The organism is Rhizobium sp. CFBP 8752 (assembly GCF_014842035.1).
Lineage (GTDB): Bacteria > Pseudomonadota > Alphaproteobacteria > Rhizobiales > Rhizobiaceae > Neorhizobium > Neorhizobium soli.
Map to the genome: position 1 here is coordinate 171,161 of NZ_JACYUZ010000001.1, position 18,476 is coordinate 189,636.

General features: G+C 61.1%; 20 protein-coding genes. 12 read left to right on the plus strand and 8 right to left on the minus strand.

What is annotated here, in order from left to right:
* Positions 1–24 precede the first annotated feature (24 nt).
* The 4 genes from IFT59_RS00790 to ppa all read left to right on the plus strand — a co-directional run bounded on the left by IFT59_RS00790 (position 25) and on the right by ppa (position 5,445).
* Positions 25–2,115 carry a M3 family metallopeptidase gene (locus tag IFT59_RS00790; protein ID WP_192085706.1) on the plus strand — a complete coding sequence of 697 codons (2,091 nt, stop codon included), beginning with the start codon at positions 25–27 and terminating at the stop codon, positions 2,113–2,115.
* A gap of 150 nt (positions 2,116–2,265) precedes the next feature.
* Positions 2,266–4,089, plus strand: a complete 1,824-nt coding sequence (gene typA / locus IFT59_RS00795; protein ID WP_062581654.1) for a translational GTPase TypA — start codon at positions 2,266–2,268, stop codon at positions 4,087–4,089.
* Positions 4,090–4,289: 200 nt separating this feature from the next.
* Positions 4,290–4,796 (plus strand): GNAT family N-acetyltransferase, encoded by a 507-nt coding sequence (locus IFT59_RS00800; RefSeq protein ID WP_062462422.1) that lies wholly within the window; start codon positions 4,290–4,292, stop codon positions 4,794–4,796.
* A gap of 115 nt (positions 4,797–4,911) precedes the next feature.
* Positions 4,912–5,445: an inorganic diphosphatase gene (gene ppa / locus IFT59_RS00805; protein ID WP_062462425.1), complete on the plus strand. Its 534-nt coding sequence runs from the start codon at positions 4,912–4,914 to the stop codon at positions 5,443–5,445.
* A gap of 147 nt (positions 5,446–5,592) precedes the next feature.
* On the opposite strand, the gene IFT59_RS00810 is transcribed toward ppa, so the two are convergent.
* Positions 5,593–5,886, minus strand: coding sequence for a YggT family protein (locus tag IFT59_RS00810; RefSeq protein ID WP_062462428.1), 294 nt, complete (start codon positions 5,884–5,886; stop codon positions 5,593–5,595).
* Between the two features lie 142 nt (positions 5,887–6,028).
* Here IFT59_RS00810 and IFT59_RS00815 point away from each other — a divergent pair, with 142 nt between their 5' ends.
* Positions 6,029–7,264, plus strand: a complete 1,236-nt coding sequence (locus IFT59_RS00815) for an MFS transporter (protein WP_192085707.1) — start codon at positions 6,029–6,031, stop codon at positions 7,262–7,264.
* A gap of 1 nt (position 7,265) precedes the next feature.
* On the opposite strand, the gene IFT59_RS00820 is transcribed toward IFT59_RS00815, so the two are convergent.
* The 6 genes from IFT59_RS00820 to hemC form a co-directional block, all read right to left on the minus strand.
* Positions 7,266–8,033, minus strand: coding sequence for a glutamine amidotransferase (locus tag IFT59_RS00820; protein ID WP_192085709.1), 768 nt, complete (start codon positions 8,031–8,033; stop codon positions 7,266–7,268).
* A 26-nt stretch (positions 8,034–8,059) separates the two neighbouring features.
* Entirely contained in the window at positions 8,060–8,554 is a 495-nt protein-coding gene (locus tag IFT59_RS00825; RefSeq protein WP_092659306.1) for a tellurite resistance TerB family protein, read from the minus strand.
* 27 nt (positions 8,555–8,581) lie between these two features.
* A complete protein-coding gene (locus tag IFT59_RS00830) occupies positions 8,582–10,207 on the minus strand; it encodes a heme biosynthesis protein HemY (protein WP_192085711.1) in 1,626 nt (541 codons plus the stop codon).
* Between the two features lie 21 nt (positions 10,208–10,228).
* Entirely contained in the window at positions 10,229–11,596 is a 1,368-nt protein-coding gene (locus tag IFT59_RS00835; protein WP_192085713.1) for a COG4223 family protein, read from the minus strand.
* A gap of 83 nt (positions 11,597–11,679) precedes the next feature.
* Positions 11,680–12,393 (minus strand): uroporphyrinogen-III synthase, encoded by a 714-nt coding sequence (locus tag IFT59_RS00840; protein ID WP_062462456.1) that lies wholly within the window; start codon positions 12,391–12,393, stop codon positions 11,680–11,682.
* A gap of 4 nt (positions 12,394–12,397) precedes the next feature.
* Positions 12,398–13,327 (minus strand): hydroxymethylbilane synthase, encoded by a 930-nt coding sequence (gene hemC / locus IFT59_RS00845; protein ID WP_062462652.1) that lies wholly within the window; start codon positions 13,325–13,327, stop codon positions 12,398–12,400.
* Positions 13,328–13,393: 66 nt separating this feature from the next.
* Here hemC and tsaD point away from each other — a divergent pair, with 66 nt between their 5' ends.
* From tsaD to IFT59_RS00870, 5 genes are read left to right on the plus strand one after another with little or no spacing between them, the layout of a single operon-like run.
* Positions 13,394–14,491, plus strand: coding sequence for a tRNA (adenosine(37)-N6)-threonylcarbamoyltransferase complex transferase subunit TsaD (gene tsaD, locus IFT59_RS00850; protein WP_184654597.1), 1,098 nt, complete (start codon positions 13,394–13,396; stop codon positions 14,489–14,491).
* Entirely contained in the window at positions 14,488–15,489 is a 1,002-nt protein-coding gene (locus tag IFT59_RS00855; protein WP_192085715.1) for an NAD(P)H-dependent glycerol-3-phosphate dehydrogenase, read from the plus strand. The genes tsaD and IFT59_RS00855 overlap by 4 nt, the downstream gene beginning before the upstream one ends.
* Before the next feature lie 20 nt (positions 15,490–15,509).
* Positions 15,510–15,803: a YciI-like protein gene (locus IFT59_RS00860; RefSeq protein ID WP_062581670.1), complete on the plus strand. Its 294-nt coding sequence runs from the start codon at positions 15,510–15,512 to the stop codon at positions 15,801–15,803.
* 7 nt (positions 15,804–15,810) lie between these two features.
* On the plus strand, positions 15,811–16,251 hold the full coding sequence (locus tag IFT59_RS00865; RefSeq protein WP_062462467.1) for an EVE domain-containing protein: 441 nt from the start codon (positions 15,811–15,813) through the stop codon (positions 16,249–16,251).
* A 7-nt stretch (positions 16,252–16,258) separates the two neighbouring features.
* A complete protein-coding gene (locus tag IFT59_RS00870; RefSeq protein ID WP_174197141.1) occupies positions 16,259–16,903 on the plus strand; it encodes a class I SAM-dependent methyltransferase in 645 nt (214 codons plus the stop codon).
* A 5-nt stretch (positions 16,904–16,908) separates the two neighbouring features.
* Here the strand turns inward: IFT59_RS00870 and IFT59_RS00875 are convergent, their stop codons facing one another.
* Entirely contained in the window at positions 16,909–17,403 is a 495-nt protein-coding gene (locus IFT59_RS00875) for a hypothetical protein (protein ID WP_192085717.1), read from the minus strand.
* Between the two features lie 285 nt (positions 17,404–17,688).
* Here IFT59_RS00875 and sdhC point away from each other — a divergent pair, with 285 nt between their 5' ends.
* Together sdhC and sdhD are read left to right on the plus strand one after the other, a co-directional pair.
* Positions 17,689–18,081 carry a succinate dehydrogenase, cytochrome b556 subunit gene (sdhC, locus tag IFT59_RS00880; RefSeq protein ID WP_062462475.1) on the plus strand — a complete coding sequence of 131 codons (393 nt, stop codon included), beginning with the start codon at positions 17,689–17,691 and terminating at the stop codon, positions 18,079–18,081.
* A 12-nt stretch (positions 18,082–18,093) separates the two neighbouring features.
* The gene (sdhD, locus tag IFT59_RS00885; protein WP_062462477.1) at positions 18,094–18,474 is read left to right on the plus strand and encodes a succinate dehydrogenase, hydrophobic membrane anchor protein; all 381 of its coding nucleotides are present in this window, start codon (positions 18,094–18,096) and stop codon (positions 18,472–18,474) included.
* Positions 18,475–18,476 lie beyond the last annotated feature (2 nt).

Genomic DNA, 18,476 nt, shown 5'->3' on the forward strand with positions numbered 1-18,476 from the left:
AGCAGCACAGTGAAGGACGACCCAATGGCAACTTTCTCAGCGAATTCTGCGCTTTTCGACTGGAGCGGGCATCATGGCCTGCCGCGCTTCGATCAGGTAAAGGACGAGGATTTTGCACCGGCCTTCGATGCCGCCATCGCCCTGCACGAGCAAGAAATTGCGGAAATCGCCGGCAATTCTGATGAGCCCACGTTCGAAAACACGATCGTTGCACTGGAAATCGCCGGCGACGAGCTGTCGCGCGTTTCGTCGGTCTTCTGGGGCAAGGCGGGTGCGCATACCAACGATACGATCCAGGCGCTGGAACGCGAAATCGCACCCAAGATGTCGCGCCACTATTCGAAGATCGGCACCAATGCCGAACTGTTCGCGCGTATAGACGCCCTCTGGCAGAAGCGGGACGACCTTGATCTGACGGTCGAGCAGCAGCGGGTGCTGGAACGTCACTGGAAGGGGTTCGTCAAATCAGGCGCCAATCTGCCTGAGGACCAGCAGAAGCGGCTGTCGAGCATCAACGAGACGCTTGCCGGTCTCGGGGCGAGCTTCGGCCAGAATGTTCTCGGCGACGAAAAGGCCTGGTCGTTGAAACTGACCGAAGAAGCCGATCTCGAGGGTCTGCCGGTTTTTGTGAAAGAGGCGATGGCGGAAGCTGCCAAGGAGCGCGGCGAGGGCTCAGGCTATCTCGTCACGCTGTCGCGCTCGATCATCGAACCGTTCCTGACCTTCTCGACCCGCCGGGATCTGCGCGAACAGGCGTTCAAGGCCTGGGTGGCGCGCGGCGAAAATGGCGGCGAGCGGGACAATGTCGCGATCGTTCGCGAAACGCTGGCGCTGAGGGCCGAAAAGGCCAAGCTGCTCGGCTATGAGAATTACGCCGCGTTGAAGCTCGACAACACGATGGCGAAGACACCGAAGGCGGTAAACGGTCTGCTCGGCCAGGTCTGGCAGAAGGCCCGCACCAAAGCGCTGGAGGAAGAGGCAAGTCTTTCAGGTCTGATCTCGGAAGCGGGCGGCAATCATCCGGTCATGCCCTGGGACTGGCGCCACTACGCCGAAAAGCTGCGCGAGCGGACCTTCTCTTTCTCCGAGAGTGAGCTGAAGCCCTATCTCCAGATCGAGAAGATCATCGAGGCGTCCTTCGATGTGGCCGAGCGGCTGTTCGGCATCAAGGCTGTCGAGGTGAAGGGCTTGCCGGTCTATCATCCTGACGTCCGGGTATTCGAAATCCATGACGAGGAAGGCAATCTAAAAGCGCTTTTCCTAGGCGATTATTTTGCTCGCTCGTCGAAGCGCTCCGGCGCCTGGATGAGTTCGTTCCAGTCGCAGCACAAGCTGACGCTGAAGAACGGCATGCAAGGTGAGCTGCCGATCATCTACAATGTCTGCAATTTCGCAAAGCCTGCCGAAGGCAAGCCGGCGCTTCTGTCGCTCGACGATGCGCGCACGTTGTTTCATGAATTCGGCCATGCGCTGCACGGCATGCTGTCCAACGTGACCTATCCCTCGGTTTCGGGCACTGGCGTCTCGCGCGATTTCGTGGAGTTGCCGTCGCAGCTTTACGAACACTGGCTGACGGTGCCGGAAATCTTCGAGAAATATGCCGTCCACTACAAGACCGGCGAGCCGATGCCGAAGGCGCTGCTCGACAAGGTTCTTGCCGCGCAGACATTCAATGCCGGTTTCTCAACGGTGGAATTCACCTCGTCGGCACTGGTCGATATGGCTTTCCACACCCAGGAAAGCACGGTCGAAGACCCGATGGCGGTGCAGGCCAAGGTGCTGGCCGAGCTCGACATGCCGGCCTCGATCGTCATGCGCCACGCCACGCCGCACTTCCAGCACGTGTTTGCCGGTGACGGATACTCGGCCGGCTACTATTCCTACATGTGGTCGGAAGTCCTTGATGCGGATGCATTTGCCGCGTTCGAGGAGGTCGGCAATGCTTTCGATCCGGTGACGGCGCGCAAGCTCAAGAACAATATCTATTCGGTCGGCGGCTCGATCGATCCGGAAGAAGCTTATGCAGCCTTCCGCGGCAAACTGCCGGATCCGACCGCAATGTTGAAGAAGCGGGGCCTCTCCATCATGGCCGAGCTTTCGGGCGGAGACGGCTGACAAAAGCCATTATCTTTAAAAGATGAAGAGCGGGCGTTGATCGCAGATCGCGCTCGCCCCCTTTCGCATTTGCGAAAAACAGGGTATGAGCGCGCCAACGAAATAGGTGCGGTCCGTCGATCTGCGCCCCGAAACATCCGAGATCTAAAAATGGCTATGCGGAATATCGCGATTATCGCGCACGTCGACCACGGCAAAACGACCCTTGTCGATGAACTTCTGAAGCAGTCCGGCTCGTTCCGCGACAATCAGCGCACCGTCGAGCGCATGATGGATTCGAACGACCTCGAAAAAGAACGCGGCATCACCATTCTCGCCAAGGCAACTTCGGTCGAGTGGAAGGGTGTTCGCATCAACATCGTCGACACCCCCGGCCACGCCGACTTCGGTGGCGAAGTCGAGCGCATCCTGTCGATGGTGGATGGCGCCATCGTTCTGGTCGATAGCTCGGAAGGCCCGATGCCGCAGACCAAGTTCGTGGTCGGTAAGGCGCTGAAGGTCGGTCTTCGCCCGATCGTCGCGATCAACAAGATCGACCGTCCGGACGGTCGCCACGAAGAAGTCATCAACGAAGTCTTCGACCTGTTCGCGAACCTCGACGCCACCGACGAGCAGCTCGACTTCCCGATCCTCTACGGTTCGGGTCGCGATGGCTGGATGAACGTCAACCCAGAAGGTCCGAAGGATGAAGGTCTTGCACCACTGCTCGATCTGGTCCTGAAGCACGTTCCGGAGCCGAATGTCGGCGAAGGCCCGTTCCGCATGATCGGTACGCTTCTCGAAGCCAACCCCTTCCTCGGTCGTCTCATCACGGGCCGCATCGCATCCGGCTCGATCAAGCCGAACCAGGCCGTCAAGGTTCTGTCGCAGGACGGCAAGACCGTCGAAACCGGCCGTATCTCCAAGATCCTCGCATTCCGCGGCATCGAGCGTCAGCCAATCGAAGAAGCCCATGCTGGTGACATCGTAGCGATCGCTGGCCTTTCCAAGGGTACGGTTGCCGACACGTTCTGCGATCCTGCGGTCACCGAAGCGATGACAGCGCAGCCGATCGATCCGCCGACCGTTACCATGTCCTTCCTCGTTAACGACAGCCCGCTTGCCGGCACCGAAGGCGACAAGGTTACCAGCCGCGTCATTCGTGACCGTCTGTTCAAGGAAGCCGAAGGCAACGTTGCGCTGAAGATCGAAGAGTCTGACGGCAAGGATTCGTTCTTCGTGTCCGGCCGCGGCGAATTGCAGCTTGCCGTTCTGATCGAGACCATGCGTCGCGAAGGCTTCGAGCTTGCCGTTTCGCGTCCGCGCGTCGTCATGCACAAGGACGAAGCAACCGGCCAGACGCTGGAGCCGATCGAAGAAGTCGTGATCGACGTCGACGAAGAGCATTCCGGTATCGTCGTGCAGAAGATGTCCGAGCGCAAGGCCGAGATGGTCGAGCTTCGTCCGTCCGGCGGCAGCCGCGTTCGCCTGGTATTCTACGCGCCGACCCGCGGCCTGATCGGCTACCAGTCGGAACTTCTGACAGACACGCGCGGCACGGCGATCATGAACCGCCTGTTCCACGACTATCAGCCTTACAAGGGTGCGATCGTCGGTCGCGTCAACGGTGTTCTCCTGTCGAACCAGTCCGGTGAAGCCGTCGCCTACGCGATGTTCAACCTGGAAGACCGTGGCCCGATGATCATCGAGCCAGGCGAAAAGGTTTATGCCGGTATGATCATCGGCATCCATACCCGCGACAACGACCTCGAAGTCAACGTTCTCAAGGGCAAGCAGCTGACCAACATCCGCTCGGCCGGCAAGGACGAAGCTGTTCGCCTGACGCCGCCGATCCGCATGACGCTCGACCGCGCGCTGTCCTGGATCCAGGACGACGAACTGATGGAAGTCACGCCGAAGTCGATCCGCCTGCGCAAGATCTATCTCGACGCAAACGACCGCAAGCGCTTCGACAAGTCGAAGGCCGCTCTCTAACAGCGCGCCTCCCAAGACCATCCAAGACCCCGGCAGAAATGCCGGGTTTTTTTTGTGGCTTGGTCTGGGCCACGCTTGTGGCGAAGGTAAAAAATGCGTTAACCTCCTTGCCATCGTCCACATGAGAAGCTTGTGGGCAATCCGCTTTACCCGGGTCTCGGGAATGGCGGAGAGCCCATGGCAGGACCTAGAATCGCGTTATGAAAACGTTATCGATCGATGTCAGGCGTGCGGAGCCGCAAGACGCCCCGGCTATCTCCGAGGTGCACCGCCAGGCATGGTCGCAAGCCTATGCCGGCCTCATTCCGCACAAGCCGCTGATCCAGATGCTGGAGCGCCGCGGCGAGGGTTGGTGGCGCAAGGCCGTCCGCGGGCCGGCGACGCTTCTGGTTCTGGATATCGGTGGCGTTATCGCGGGTTATGCGACGATCGGCCTCAACCGCGCCCGTGCGCTTCCCTATGACGGCGAGATCTACGAGATCTACCTGCGCCCGGAATATCAGGGCGTCGGCCTCGGCCGCCGCCTGTTCGGCGAAAGCCGCAGGCTGCTGAAATCGCTTGGCTGCAAGGGCTTGGTCGTCTGGTGCCTGGAAGACAGCGAGCATGCCGTCCGCTTTCTGCGATCCCATGGCGGGGCGGATCTTGCAGAGGGCATGGAGGACTTCGACGGAAAGTCCCTAAAGAAGATTGGTTTCGTCTGGCACTGACTTCGGGGCGGAAAGGTGCGCCACGACTTAACCTTGGCGGCAAACCTGTGTTGCCTTGCCAGCCAATTCCCGCTATCGACGGTTCACAAGTTCGTAAACCTCATCGGGGAAGACTATGCGCATCGATGCAATTTCTGTTGGCAAGAATCCGCCTGAAGACGTCAACGTAATCGTTGAAGTACCTGTCGGCGGCCAGCCCATCAAGTACGAGATGGACAAGGAAGCCGGCGCGCTGATCGTCGACCGTTTCCTGTACACACCGATGACCTATCCGGGCAATTACGGCTTCGTGCCGCATACGCTGTCCGAGGATGGTGATCCGATCGACGTTCTGATCTGCAACACCCGCCCGCTGGTTCCCGGTTGCGTCATCAATGTCCGCCCGATCGGCGTGATGGTGATGGAAGACGACGGCGGCAAGGACGAGAAGATCATTGCCGTGCCGGTTCCGAAGCTGACCCAGCGCTACGACAAGATCAAGAACTACACCGATATGCCAGAAATCACGCTGAAGCAGATCGAGCACTTCTTCACGCATTACAAGGATCTGGAGCCCGGCAAGTGGGTGAAGATCGAAGGCTGGAAGGACGTTGATGTCGCCAAGAAAATGATCGTCGCGGCGATCGAACGCTTCAACGCTCAGAAATAATCTTTACCGCTGATCGCTTCCAAAATCCTCCGGTTCGTCTCGAGCCGGGGGATTTTTTGTTTCAGCTCGTAAGCCCAAAACAAAAACGGCCCGCGCGGGAAATTTCCCACCGCGGGCCGACCGTGTCCGTGCTGAAAGTCTTTGGCTTCAGCCTGCGAGAGCAGGATAGATCGAGGTCCACATCAGCGAGCGAATGAAGAAGATGATCAGAAGCACGATGATGGGCGAAATGTCGATACCACCGAGGTTCGGCATGACCCGGCGGATCGGCGCGAGGACAGGCTCGGTGACATTGAAGAGAAACCGGCCGATTGCATCGACGAACTGGTTGCTCGAATTGATCACGTTGAAGGCGAACAGCCAGGAAAAGATGGCGCTGGCGATCAAGATCCAGGTGTAAAGGTTCAAGGCCAAGTCAATGGTCTGAAACAGGGCGAGCATTCACGTCTCCATTTCTTTGTTGACAGACATGTAGACATTGGCGAACTAACGGGCAAGTGCCGTCTATGGCCCGCGTCGCAGGATGTTTAACGGCGGCGTGTGCATATCGTGGGTTTCCGGCTTCGCTGAAAGTACAGGTTCCATGTCCATACCCACATCGGGTGATCGCTTCGCCGCCTTTCGTCACGCAGCTTATACGCGTTTCTTTCTCAGCCGGTTCTTCGCAGCCTTCGCGATCCAGATTGTCAGCGTCTCCGTCGGCTGGCAGATGTATGACGAGACGCGCAATCCGCTCTATCTCGGTCTGATCGGGCTTTTCCAGTTTCTGCCGTCGCTGCTTTTGATCCTGGTGACGGGTTCGGTCGCCGATCGCTACAACCGACGCATGATCATGGCGATCTGCATGGTCGTCGGCGGACTGTGTTCGGCGGCGCTTTTGGCGCTCACCATCACCGACTCATTCACGCCGTGGCTGGTGTTTTCGATCCTTGTCGTCTTCGGCATCGAGCGCGCCTTCATGGGGCCGGCGGTGCAGTCGCTCGGACCGAACCTCGTGCCGGAAGAAGACCTTCCCAACGCCATCGCCTGGAATTCCTCCTCCTGGCAGACGGCATCGATCCTCGGACCGGTATTCGGCGGGCTACTCTATGGCGCGAGTTCGATTGCAGCCTATTCGGTCGCCTGTTTTCTGATGACGGTCGCCGCCATCCTCGTCTTCCTGATCCCGAAGCCGGCGCAGCGTACACCTGCCTCCAAAGTCAGCTGGGACGAGATGCTGGCCGGTTTCCGCTTCATCGCCGGCGAGAAGATCGTGCTCGGTGCGATCTCGCTCGATCTGTTCGCCGTGCTACTCGGCGGCGCCGTGGCGCTGATGCCAATCTTTGCCCGTGACGTGCTGGAGCTTGGTCCCTGGGGCCTCGGCCTGCTGCGTGCGGCGCCTGGCATCGGCGCGATCGGCGTTGCGGTCTGGCTTGCCATCCATCCGATCCGTCACCATGCGGGTACGGCGATGTTCATCGGTGTAGCCCTGTTCGGTCTCGGAACGCTGATCTTCGGTCTGTCAGCTACGCCGTGGATCTCGATCGCGGCTTTAATGCTGATGGGTGCGGCCGACATGATCTCCGTCTATGTGCGTGAGACGCTGATTGCGCTCTGGACACCGGACGAGGTTCGCGGTCGGGTGAACGCCGTCAACATGGTGTTTGTCGGCGCCTCGAACGAGCTGGGCGAGTTCCGGGCCGGAACCATGGCGCATGCGATCGGCGCGGTCCCTGCCGTCGTCATCGGCGGCATCGGCACGCTGGCGGTTGCCGTCATCTGGTCGATCGGCTTTCCGAAGCTGCGCAAGATCGACAACCTCGAGGCGCCGCAGCGCTGAGTTATTCGTTGCTCTGGGCGGGATAGGCGGGCCCGGCGGGGCGGCTTGCTTCAGCGGCGGGCCGATCGAAGACGATGTCGAGGAAGTTCCACAGCCAGTCCTTCAACGCGTGGTCGAAGATCATCCGTCCTTCCAGATGCTGGCTTCCCTGCTGGGCATTCGGCATGCCGAAGCGTTCGGCGCCGTGCACCACCCAGCGATGCATCATGGCGCGGGTGAGTTCTGCATGGAACTGCACGCCCCAGGCATTCTCGCCGTAGCGGATCGCCTGATGCGGATAGGCGTCGCCTTCTGCCAGAAGCTTCGCGCCACGCGGCACGTCGAAGCCTTCGCGGTGGAAGTGGTAGACCATTTTCGGCCAGTGCATGAGAAGCCGGCCGTGCTCGGTGGCGCGTAGCGGATACCAGCCGATTTCGGTTACCTCGCCTTTCTGCGGCCCAACGCGGCCGCCGAGATTGCGCACCAGCATCTGGGCACCGAGGCAGATGCCAAGATACGGCTTGTTCTCCTTCAACGGCACGTCGATCCAGTCGATTTCCGTCTTGATGAACGGGTCCGGGTCGTTGGCACTCATCGGACCGCCGAAGACGACGGCGCCTGCGTGGCCGGACATCGTGTCGGGGAGGGGATCGCCGAGAGCGGGCCTGCGGATATCCAGCGCAAAGCCCTTGTCGACGAGCATCTGGCCGACGCGTCCGGCGGAGGAGGTTTCCTGATGCAGGATCGCGAGGATCGGGAGTTTAGAGGATGGGCGGGAAGGGGTTCTCATGACGTCACGTCCTGGAGCGTTCCGGGCTAAACCTTTTCTTCCTCTTCCCCTGCGACCGGATGAGACGAGGTGCGCGCGGCCGCCTCCTGCCGCTGCAGAACCCGATCACGGGCAGAGACGCCCAAGAGATCGGCGATCCGCCAGATCACATGATCCTCGATCTCGCTGCGCTGCCCGTCCGCATAGACGATATCCCAGAGAATGCCGAGAAGCTCGATCCGGTCCTCTTCGTCAACCAGATGCTTTCTGAGATCCGATGTGAACCGGTAATAGTCGACGGCTTCGCTTCCAGCCTGCCGGCCCGCCTCGATCAGCGACTGCAACCCTTCCGGGCTCAGATCGTAACGATCGCGCATCAGATCGCGGAATTTCTGCTGCTCTTCCTCGGACATGTTGCCATCGGCTTCCATGACCTGGAAACAGAGCGCCACGAACGCAACGCGCGGGTCGTCTGGCGCAAATTCATCCGTATGGTGCGGGGCTGTCAGCGTGTGGAGGAAGGCCTGGATGCGATCGAGCATATGTAATCTAGGCCTTCTCCGGTTTTTCTAATAAAGCCTCAGCCTCGTGGGAGACTTCTCGGCACTTGCGTCCTTGACACCGGGATCATCGGGCGGACGACCGAAAAAGGGAACGGTCTCGTCCTGCTTTTCTGCCTCCGGAGGCTGCTCCGCTGTCACATTCGTGGCCGTAGGTGTTTTTGCTGCAACAGCTAAGTCTTCCTGAGGCACTACAACGGGCTGCATGTCGGCAGCAACCTGATTGGTGCTCTCGTTTTCCGGTGTTTCGACAGCCGGCGTGACGTCTTCGCGAATCGTGATTGCCGGAAGCGTTGCGATCGCCTCGTCTGCGGCCAGGGTGCCGTCTTCCACGGGTCCTTCGATCTGGCCGAACGGGACTTTCCATTCGAAGGCATCAAGACGTCCTGTGACCGGCGAGAGCGGCAGCCATTTGTCCGAAACGATACCGTCGGCAACCCAGGCAGGATCACGGCCAGCACGCAGCGCTTGCGCCATCCAGTGACGGACGCGGCCCTGATCGCCGGTTTCCGCTTCCTCGATATCGGCCAGCAGGAGATAGGCGGCCTCACGCGACTGCATGCGGGCTGCAGCTTCCGCCTTGGCGCGCGCCTTGGGGAACTGCTGGGCATCGAGAGCTGCCTGCGCGACGACCAGCAGCGATTCGATGTTGTTGGGACGCAGCGCTTCGAGCTTTTCGGCACGCTTCAGACGGTCAAGCGTGCTATCGCCGCTGCGGGCGCGGACATAGGTCCGGCCGACATCCGGATGTGGCTCGAGCTTCCAGGCGCTTTCGAGGATGCTTGCTGCCTTGCGGATATTGTCTTCCCGGAGATAGGCTTTCGCAGCAATGATCGCGGCGGGCACGAGGCCCTTGGCGAGTTTCAATGCGGCCTTGGCATCATCGCGGGCGCCGTGCGGATCGCCTTCTAGGCGTTCGCTTGCCTTGGCGGTCAAAAGAACTGCCTTCAAACGCTCGGCTTCGCCGCGTTCCAGCACACTTGCCGCCCGCTGCTGGTCGAGGAGGTGGATAGCATCGTCCCAGCGTCCGGACTGGCTGCGCGATTCAAGCGTCGCCTGGGCTGCCCAGGGCAGGTAGGGCGCATTCTCGACAGCCTTCTCCGCATACTGGCGGGCAGCCTCGTTGGCGCCGAGGCGGCGTGCTTCCATGTAGAGGCCGCGCAGACCGAGTTCCCGGGTTTCCGGATCGTCGGCCATCTGTTCGAACTTCGCACGTGCGTCCGCGTGGCGGCCTTCGATCAGGGCTGCCTGGGCTTCCAAAAGGTGAATGAGCGGTTCCTGATCGGCGCTGAGCAGGCCGCGCGTGCGGATGCTCATCTTGCGGGCGAGAACCGCGTTACCGGCACCGGCCGCAATCAGGCCGGTCGACAGCGCCTGATAGCCGCGGTCACGCTTGCGGGTGCGGAAATAGCGGCGCACCGACAGCGGCGATGTCCAGATCACGCCGATGACCCACCATACGATCATAACCGCCGCGATCAACGCCACGACCATGGAAGCGGCTACCATGATGCTGGTTTCGATCAGATGGTCCTGCCAGGTGATCGAGATCAGCCCTGGGCGATCCGCAATCCAAGAAAAGCCCCAGCCGAGGCCCAGAACCACGAGAAGAAAAATGAAGAGCCTGATGATCATCCGTTTCTTTCTTCTTCAGCCTTAAGAGCCTGATTTCGTGCCAGCAAGCGCGCGCGAAAGAGTTCCGCTCACGAGATTTTCAACCTGTACCCGCGCATCGAGCTTGCGCTTGAAATCGGTAGACGCAGATTTCGCGGCGTCCGGCAGCGTATCCCACTGCTGGGCGGCAGCCTGCAGGTCGCCGTTGCGCAACCGGTCCTCGATGCGCGATACGATCGCGTCGATCGTGTCACCCTCGACATCGCCGACGCGGCGAACCTTGACCACCGACATGGCGGAGGACAGAAGCCGGCCGGCAATGCCCTGGTCGGGATCTGCAGGCACAGACGCCTGGATGATCGCATCCGCGACGGCGGGAAACTCGCTCTGCAGCTGTTCACGCGACGGCGCGCCGTCTGCGGCGAATGTCTTTAGCTCGGCGATCGCGGGATCGTCGCCGGCAATGTTCGTATAGGCCTGAAGCTCTGCCTCGAACGAGCCGCCACGATCGATGGCGGCCTTCAATCCGGCAGCAGCGACGGCGCGGGCAACCTGCTGTTCCGGGCCGCGATCGTTGATCTGGGCCTCTGCCGCTTCGAGGCGGCGGGAAAGCTCGGCCGTCTGCGTGGCTGCCGCAGCTTTGGTGTCTGCCAGCTGCTGCTGGAGGGCATTCAAGCTTTCTTCGGTCGGACCGCCGGAATTCTGCGCGACAGAACTTTCCAGCGCCTGAACGCGGCTTGCGAGTTCCGTATCGGGAGACGCCGGCTGGCTGCGCAGCGTCTGGATATCCTGGCGAAGAGCTTCGACTTCGTCCGACAGTTCGGTCGAGCCGGATGCTGCGGGGGTCGATGACGGAAGATAACCGGCATATTGCATGCTGCCCGCCAGCAGAAGCGCTACGATGCCGCCGAAAATGCCGGCAGCAATCAGCGTGGACGCCGAGGTCCCACTGGAGCGGCTGGCTGGCTGGGCGTCCGATGGCTTGTCAAAGGTTTCATGCTTAGCGGCAGGTTCGTCAAAACCTGGCGCGGGCGACGGGGTGAATTCCTCGGTCGGCGAGGGGTCAGCGTCACGAGCAGCGTCTGTCGCAATCGGCGCGTCCGGCTCGGTCACAACCGGATCGGCTGTTCCCGTCACACCTGGCTCGTCTCGCCCATGGGAGCTATCCGGCTGGCCGATCACGTGGGACGTGTCGGTCTCTTCAGGCACGGTCGATGTCACCGGCTCGCCGGCCAGCGGGATGGCATCCGTCGTCTCAGAAGCTTCGACTTTTTCCGAAGCGGTTTCCGGGATGTCGCTGTCATTGCTGCGCACGGGCTCGGCCACCACGCCAGCGCCATCGGCCGTCAGGTCGATCGTGACCGGTTCTTTCTCCGCCATCGATCGGCGGGGTGGTTTTTCCGTTACCATCTCGACCTCTTTTCGCATCTGCTCAGGGAAAGTAGTTGGTGGGGCAGGGTAAGGAAAGGGGAGCGAGAGAATTTGGCTTGGCACTATGGTGAAAGAAACGCGAAAAGTGCGTCTTCGTCGGGTGTTTCAGCGACGAAGATAGCAGGATGAAATTTTTCAGGCACCGCGGTAGCGACGTTTTTGCTGAGGCAGATGACCTGCAAATGTTCGATCGAGGCTGCAAACGGCTGCACGAGTTCGAAGAACAGCGCGGCGTTGTGGCGCGAATAGAGAAGGACTGCGTCGGCCGCCGGGCGGGTCAGAAGCGGTTCGATGATCTCGGTCCGGTAGCCGACCTTGACCATCCGGTAGATCTCGATCGTTTTGCAGGCGATGTCGCGGGCGTGTAACCCGTCCTCCAAATCCGGCGAACGCGGATTGCCGGCAAGATAGAGGAGACTGGATGTTTCGCCGACATCCTGGGCGATCCTCTCCACCAGATCATGCCCGGTGCCATCGCCGCAGCGGATATCGGTAAAGCCGAGGGTGCGTGCTGCCTCGCCGGTCGCTTCGCCGACGGCGTATATCTGCGTGGACAGGCGATGCCGGAGTTCGTGTCCAAGTTCGCCAAGCACGCGAACGGCTTCGGCGCTGGTCACGACAAGTGCGGAATGGGGTTCGGACAGCGCTTCTCGGGCGATCTCCAGGTGATGCTCGGCGCGGGTGAGCGGCAGGAAGACCGGCTGATGGCCGAGGGTTTCGAGCCGTGCTGCGGTTCGCCGGGCGGAATGGTCAGGGCGGGTAACGATGACCCGCATGCCGTCAGACCCAGCCTTCGAAGAAGCCCGGTCCGGCAGCGGCGCGGACGGTTTCTCCGGCCTGGCGACCAAGCGTTTCCGCATCCGCCCGTCGGCCGCTGATGTCGACCGCATGTTCGGTCGATCCGTCCGGCGTCAGGATCAGGCCTGAAAATTTCAGATGATCACCGTCGCAGATCGCGTAGCCGCCAATCGGCGTCCGGCATGAGCCATCGAGGGCTGCCAGAAACGCGCGCTCGCAACTGACCGCGTCAAAGGTGGGACAGTCGTTGACGGCTTTCAGCAGGTCATCGATGGCCGTGTCGCCGATGCGGCTCTCGAGGCAGATCGCGCCCTGTGCAGGCGCTGGCGGAAAATCGACGGGGTCGAGCAGTTCGGTCGCAACTTCCTCGCGGGCCAGCCGCTTCAGCCCGGCATACGCCAAAAGCGTCGCGTCCACATGGCCTTCATTGAGCTTGCGAAGGCGCGTGCCGACCGATCCGCGAAAAATCGCGACCTGGATATCGGGACGAAGACGGCGCACCAGCGCCTGACGCCTCAGAGATGCGGTTCCGACCGTCGCGCCGTCGGGCAGAGCTTTGAGGCTCGGCGCCGTGCGGCCGATGACGGCATCGCGGATATCCTCGCGGGGCAAGTAGGCGGAGATGTAAAGGTCTTCCGGAAGCTTGGTCGGCATGTCCTTGGAGGAATGCACCGCGAAGTCGAGATCTCCCGAGGAGAGCTTTTCTTCGAGCTCCAGCGTGAACATGCCCTTGCCGCCGATCTCGCTCAGGGCGCGGTCGGTGATGCGGTCGCCGGTCGTGGACAGGACGACAATTTCGAACATTTCCTCCGGAAGGTCATGGGCTGCCATCAACCGTGCACGGGTTTCGGCCGCCTGGGCGAGCGCCAGCGGGCTGCCCCGCGTTCCTATCCGGAAAGGTTTTGTTTGCATCCGCGTCATTCCATTGTTACCGGAAGCCCTCGTAAACCTGTTTTCCTCTTCAATCAACGATAGGTCATGGCGGCATTTCTTCGCATCCTCGGCATTGAAACAAGCTGCGACGAAACCGCGGCCGCAATCGTCGTGCGCCACGAGGACGGTCGCGGCGAGATTCTCTCTGATGTCGTGTTCTCGCAGCTCGACGAGCACAGTGCCTATGGCGGCGTCGTGCCCGAGATTGCGGCGCGAGCCCATGTGGAGGCGCTGGACGGTCTGATCGAGGAAGCCCTGTCGCGAGCTGGCGTCTCGCTGGATGAGATCGACGCGGTGGCGGCGACCTCCGGTCCCGGCCTGATCGGCGGATTGATCGTCGGGCTGATGACGGCGAAGGCGATTGCACGCGCCACCGGCAAGCCGCTGATGGCGATCAACCATCTCGAGGGACATGCGCTGACGGCGCGGCTGACGGACGGATTGTCGTTCCCTTATCTTATGCTGCTGGTCTCCGGCGGGCATACGCAGCTGGTTCTGGTGCGTGGCGTCGGCGATTATGAGCGCTGGGGCACCACGATCGACGACGCTCTGGGCGAAGCCTTCGACAAGACGGCAAAGCTGCTCGGCCTGCCATACCCGGGCGGTCCCGCCGTCGAGAAGGCGGCGCTGACGGGCGATCCCGATCGTTTTCAATTGCCGCGGCCGCTGGTCGGCGAAGCCCGGCTGGACTTCTCGTTCTCCGGTCTCAAGACCGCCGTGCGTCAGGCTGCGACCGAGATCGCGCCGCTGTCCGAGCAGGATATCGCCGACATCTGCGCCTCGTTCCAGAAGGCGATCTCGCGAACGCTGCGCGACCGGATCGGGCGTGGACTTGCGCGGTTTGCCAAGGAATTCGGCCATCTGGATGTCGGTCCTGCGCTGGTGGTTGCCGGCGGCGTTGCCGCCAACCAAGAGATACGCCGGACGCTGCAGGCGCTCTGCATCGAACACGGATTTCGCTTTATTGCGCCGCCGATGAAGCTTTGCACCGACAATGCCGCGATGATTGCATGGGCAGGGCTTGAACGTCTCGCCGAAGACATGCCGTTCGACGGCATGGATGTTGCGCCGCGCTCGCGCTGGCCGCTGGATGCCAATGCGCAGACGCTGCTTGGCTCCGGCAAACGGGGTGCCAAGGCATGAACGGGGCAGACACCTCGCAGGAGCGGATCGTCGTGATCGGGGCAGGCGCCTTCGGCACGGCACTGGCAGCCGTCATCGCGCTCGAAGGTCGTCACCCGGTAACGCTGATCGGTCGAAATACCGGCCTGATGGCCGATCTCAGAAACGACCGTGTGCATGACGCGGCACTTCCCGGCGTGCAGCTGCCGGATGATCTCGAATTTTCAGCCGAACCCGACGCCATCTCGGAGGCGAGCATCGTGCTGTTTGCCATGCCTTCGCAGGCGCAGAGCGATGCGGCGCGGTATTACGGTCCGTATATCGCAAAGGATGCGGCGGTCGTTACCTGTGCCAAAGGCATAGACCGCGTGTCAGGGCTTTTGCTGACGGACGTTCTGGAGGCATCGCTTCCGAGCCACCCGATCGCGGTTCTCTCCGGCCCCGGTTTTGCATTCGACATTGCGCGCGGGCTTCCGACGGCGATGGCGCTTGCGGCGGAGGATCGGCTGCTTGCCGAGCGTCTGGCGACCGTGCTGTCCAGCCGCACCTTCCGGCTTTACGCCTCGTCCGACCGGATCGGCGTGCAGCTCGGCGGCGCGATGAAGAACGTGCTGGCGATCGCCTGCGGCATCGGCGAGGGCGCAGGCCTTGGTGATTCGGCCCGTGCCGCGCTCATTTCGCGCGGACTTGCGGAAATGTCGCGTCTGGTCGAGGCGATGGGCGGCAAGGCGGATACGGTTCGGGGCCTGTCCGGTCTCGGCGATCTGGTGCTGACCGGAACCAGCCACCAGTCCCGCAATCTGCGCTTCGGCATTTCGCTCGGGCAGGGGCAACCGGCATCGGCGTCCGGCGGGCCGCTGGTCGAAGGCGCCTTTGCCGCGTCGGTCGCTGCCCAACTCGCGCAGACCCACTCCGTCGATCTGCCGGTGACGGAGGCCGTTGCCGCAATCATCGACGGACGGCTTGGCGTGGCCGACGCGATGGAACGCCTGATGACCCGCCCGATTACGACGGAATAGATCAACCCCAGGAGAGAACGATGCTGTTTGCCTTCCTCTGCACCGACAAGCCCGGCCATCTCAACGTCCGGATGGAAACCCGTCCGGTCCATCTCGAGCATCTCAACAAGCTGAATGCCGACGGCACGCTGAAGTTTGCCGGTCCTTTCCTGGACGATGAAGGCAAGCCGAATGGCAGCCTGGTCGTGGTCGAGGCTGCCGATATGGCGGCGGCCCGCACGCTTGCCGAGGCCGATCCCTATTACCTCGCCGGCCTGTTCGAAAAGGTCGACGTGAAGCCGTGGAACTGGACGATCAACAAGCCTGCGGAGTGAGATAACCATGGCCTATTGGCTCTATAAATCCGAACCGGATGTCTGGTCCTGGGAGCAGCAGAAGGCCAAGGGAAAAGCTGGCGAGGAATGGACCGGCGTGCGCAACTATCAGGCCCGCAACAACATGCGGGCCATGAAGATTGGCGACAAGGGGTTCTTCTATCACTCGAACGAGGGGCTGGAGATCGTCGGCATCGTCGAGGTCTGCGCGCTGTCGCATCCGGATTCCTCGGCCAAGGGCGATCCGAAGTGGGACTGCGTCGATATTCGCGCCGTCGAGGATGTGCCGAAGCCGATCACGCTGAAGGACATCAAGGCCAATCCGCAGTTCGAGAAGATGGCGCTGGTCACCTCGATGCGGCTTTCGGTGCAGCCGGTGACGGAAGAGGAATATCTCGAGATCTGCCGGTTGGGTGGTGTCAAGAACCCGCCCCGTTCACCGGACTGACGCGTCTTTGAAAACCGACCCTGCGACCTTCATCCTCGCCAACACGGATATCACGGCGCCGCCGCATGTTCCTGAGATCCGGCTTCATCTGGCGACCGAGGCGCATGATCTGTGGCTGAAGACGGAGGAAGAGTTGCAGGCGATCGGTCTGCCGCCGCCGTTCTGGGCCTTTGCCTGGGCCGGCGGGCAGGGGCTCGCCCGCTATATTCTCGATCATCCCGATACGGTTGCGGGCAAGCGGGTGCTGGATTTCGCCTCAGGATCCGGGCTGGTGGCGATTGCGGCGAAACAGGCTGACGCAGCGCATGTGTTGGCCGCCGATATCGATCCCTGGACGGAAGCGGCGGTGAGGCTCAACGCTGCAGAGAACGACGTCTCTATATCCTTCACGTCGCAAGATCTGATCGGGCGAGAGATCGAGGCGGATGTGCTGCTCGCCGGCGACGTGTTCTACGATCGCGGCATGGCCGATCTGTTGATACCGTGGTTTACCCGGTTATCGGAAGCGGGAAAGGTCGTTCTGGTCGGTGATCCCGGCAGGAGCTACTGCCCCAAGGATCGGCTTACCGAGATGGCCGTCTACCAGGTACCCGTCACCCGGGCACTTGAAGACAGCGAGGTCAAAAAGACGACCGTATGGCAGTTCGCCTGAGACGACTATCGGCCGCCGCGAATGACGCAGACGCCGGCTTCAAACGAGCAGGATTTGTTCGAGGCCACCGCGTTGCCGCCCATCTCCTGCGCTACATCGATCACCTTGGCTTTCGGGGCGAGTGCCAGACTGCGGCGTTCCTGCTGCGGCCAGTAGATATCGTCGCGCACAAAATAGGTCCCATTGCCAGGGATCGAGTAGGCCTGGATCGAGCCTGCATAGGTATCAATCCCGCGCGTGAAGGATGACGAGCCCCGATCAAAGCGACCCGATGCATAAGTACGGGTCATCCGGTTGATCTCGGCAGGACGGTTGCGTCGTCCGTCACCCTGGCGATCCCAGCGATTGTTTTCGACGAACTGGTGGCGATGGCCTCTGTCGTATCCACGGTCGGCATAGCCCTGATGGTGATGCCTGCGATCTGCCGCAGAAGCGACCGATGCGAAGGCTACGAGCGCTGCTGCGGCGATGACAAGGGGCTTGATCCGGTGACTGATCATGACGAACTCCGCGACACACAGGTTAACGAAACATTAACATGGAGCGAAAGCGGGTTTCTGGCAAGAAACCAATTGTTCGGGTTTGCCAGATATCGTGCCGCGATCTGGCAAACCCGAGACCTTGAGAAAAACACAATCGATTAAATTCTCGATCGTTTAGAATTGTTCTTGTCGTTGGGGAATTCCAAGATTAAACCACGCGAATGATGCAATGCACATTTTCTCGGCAGCGTGCATTGCCAAGGGCTCCCGCTCTTTGACGCATTACGACGCCGCGAGGTTCTGATGGCGAATGTGACTAACAACCGGCCTCTGTCGCCGCATCTCTCAATCTACAAGCCAATCCCCACAATGGTCATGTCGATCGTTCACCGTATCACCGGTGGCGCTCTGTATTTCGGCACGATCCTTGTCGCGTGGTGGCTGATCGCTGCAGCAAGCGGCCCGGCCTATTACGACTGGGCCAACTGGGCGCTCGGCAGCATTCCCGGCAAGCTGGTTCTTCTCGGCTATACATGGGCGCTGATCCACCACATGCTCGGCGGCTTCCGCCACTTCATGTGGGACTTGGGCCGTGGCTTCGAGAAGGAATTTTCGACCAAGCTCGCCATCGCCAACATCATCGCATCGCTCTGTCTGACCGTGCTGGTCTGGGTGGTCGGCTTCATCGTTCGCTAAGGAACAGCTTCCATGGATATGCGCACCCCGCTCGGTAAGGTCCGCGGACTGGGCTCCGCCAAAGACGGCACCGAACATTTCTGGCGCCAGCGAATGACCGCCGTCGCCAACGTGCCGTTGATGACCTTTTTCGTGATCTTCATGATCATCTATGCCGGCAAGCCGTTTGCCGAAGTGGTCGAGGCGCTGTCGAACCCGTTCGTCGCTGTTGTCATGGGCCTTGTCGTGATCTCGGGCATCATCCACATGAAGCTCGGCATGCAGGTCATCATCGAGGACTACGTGCACAGCGAGTTCGCGAAGGTCCTGTTCGTCATGCTCAACACATTCTTCTCGATCCTGATCGCCGGGCTCTGTCTGTTCGCCGTTCTGAAGATCGCTTTCGTAGGATAATC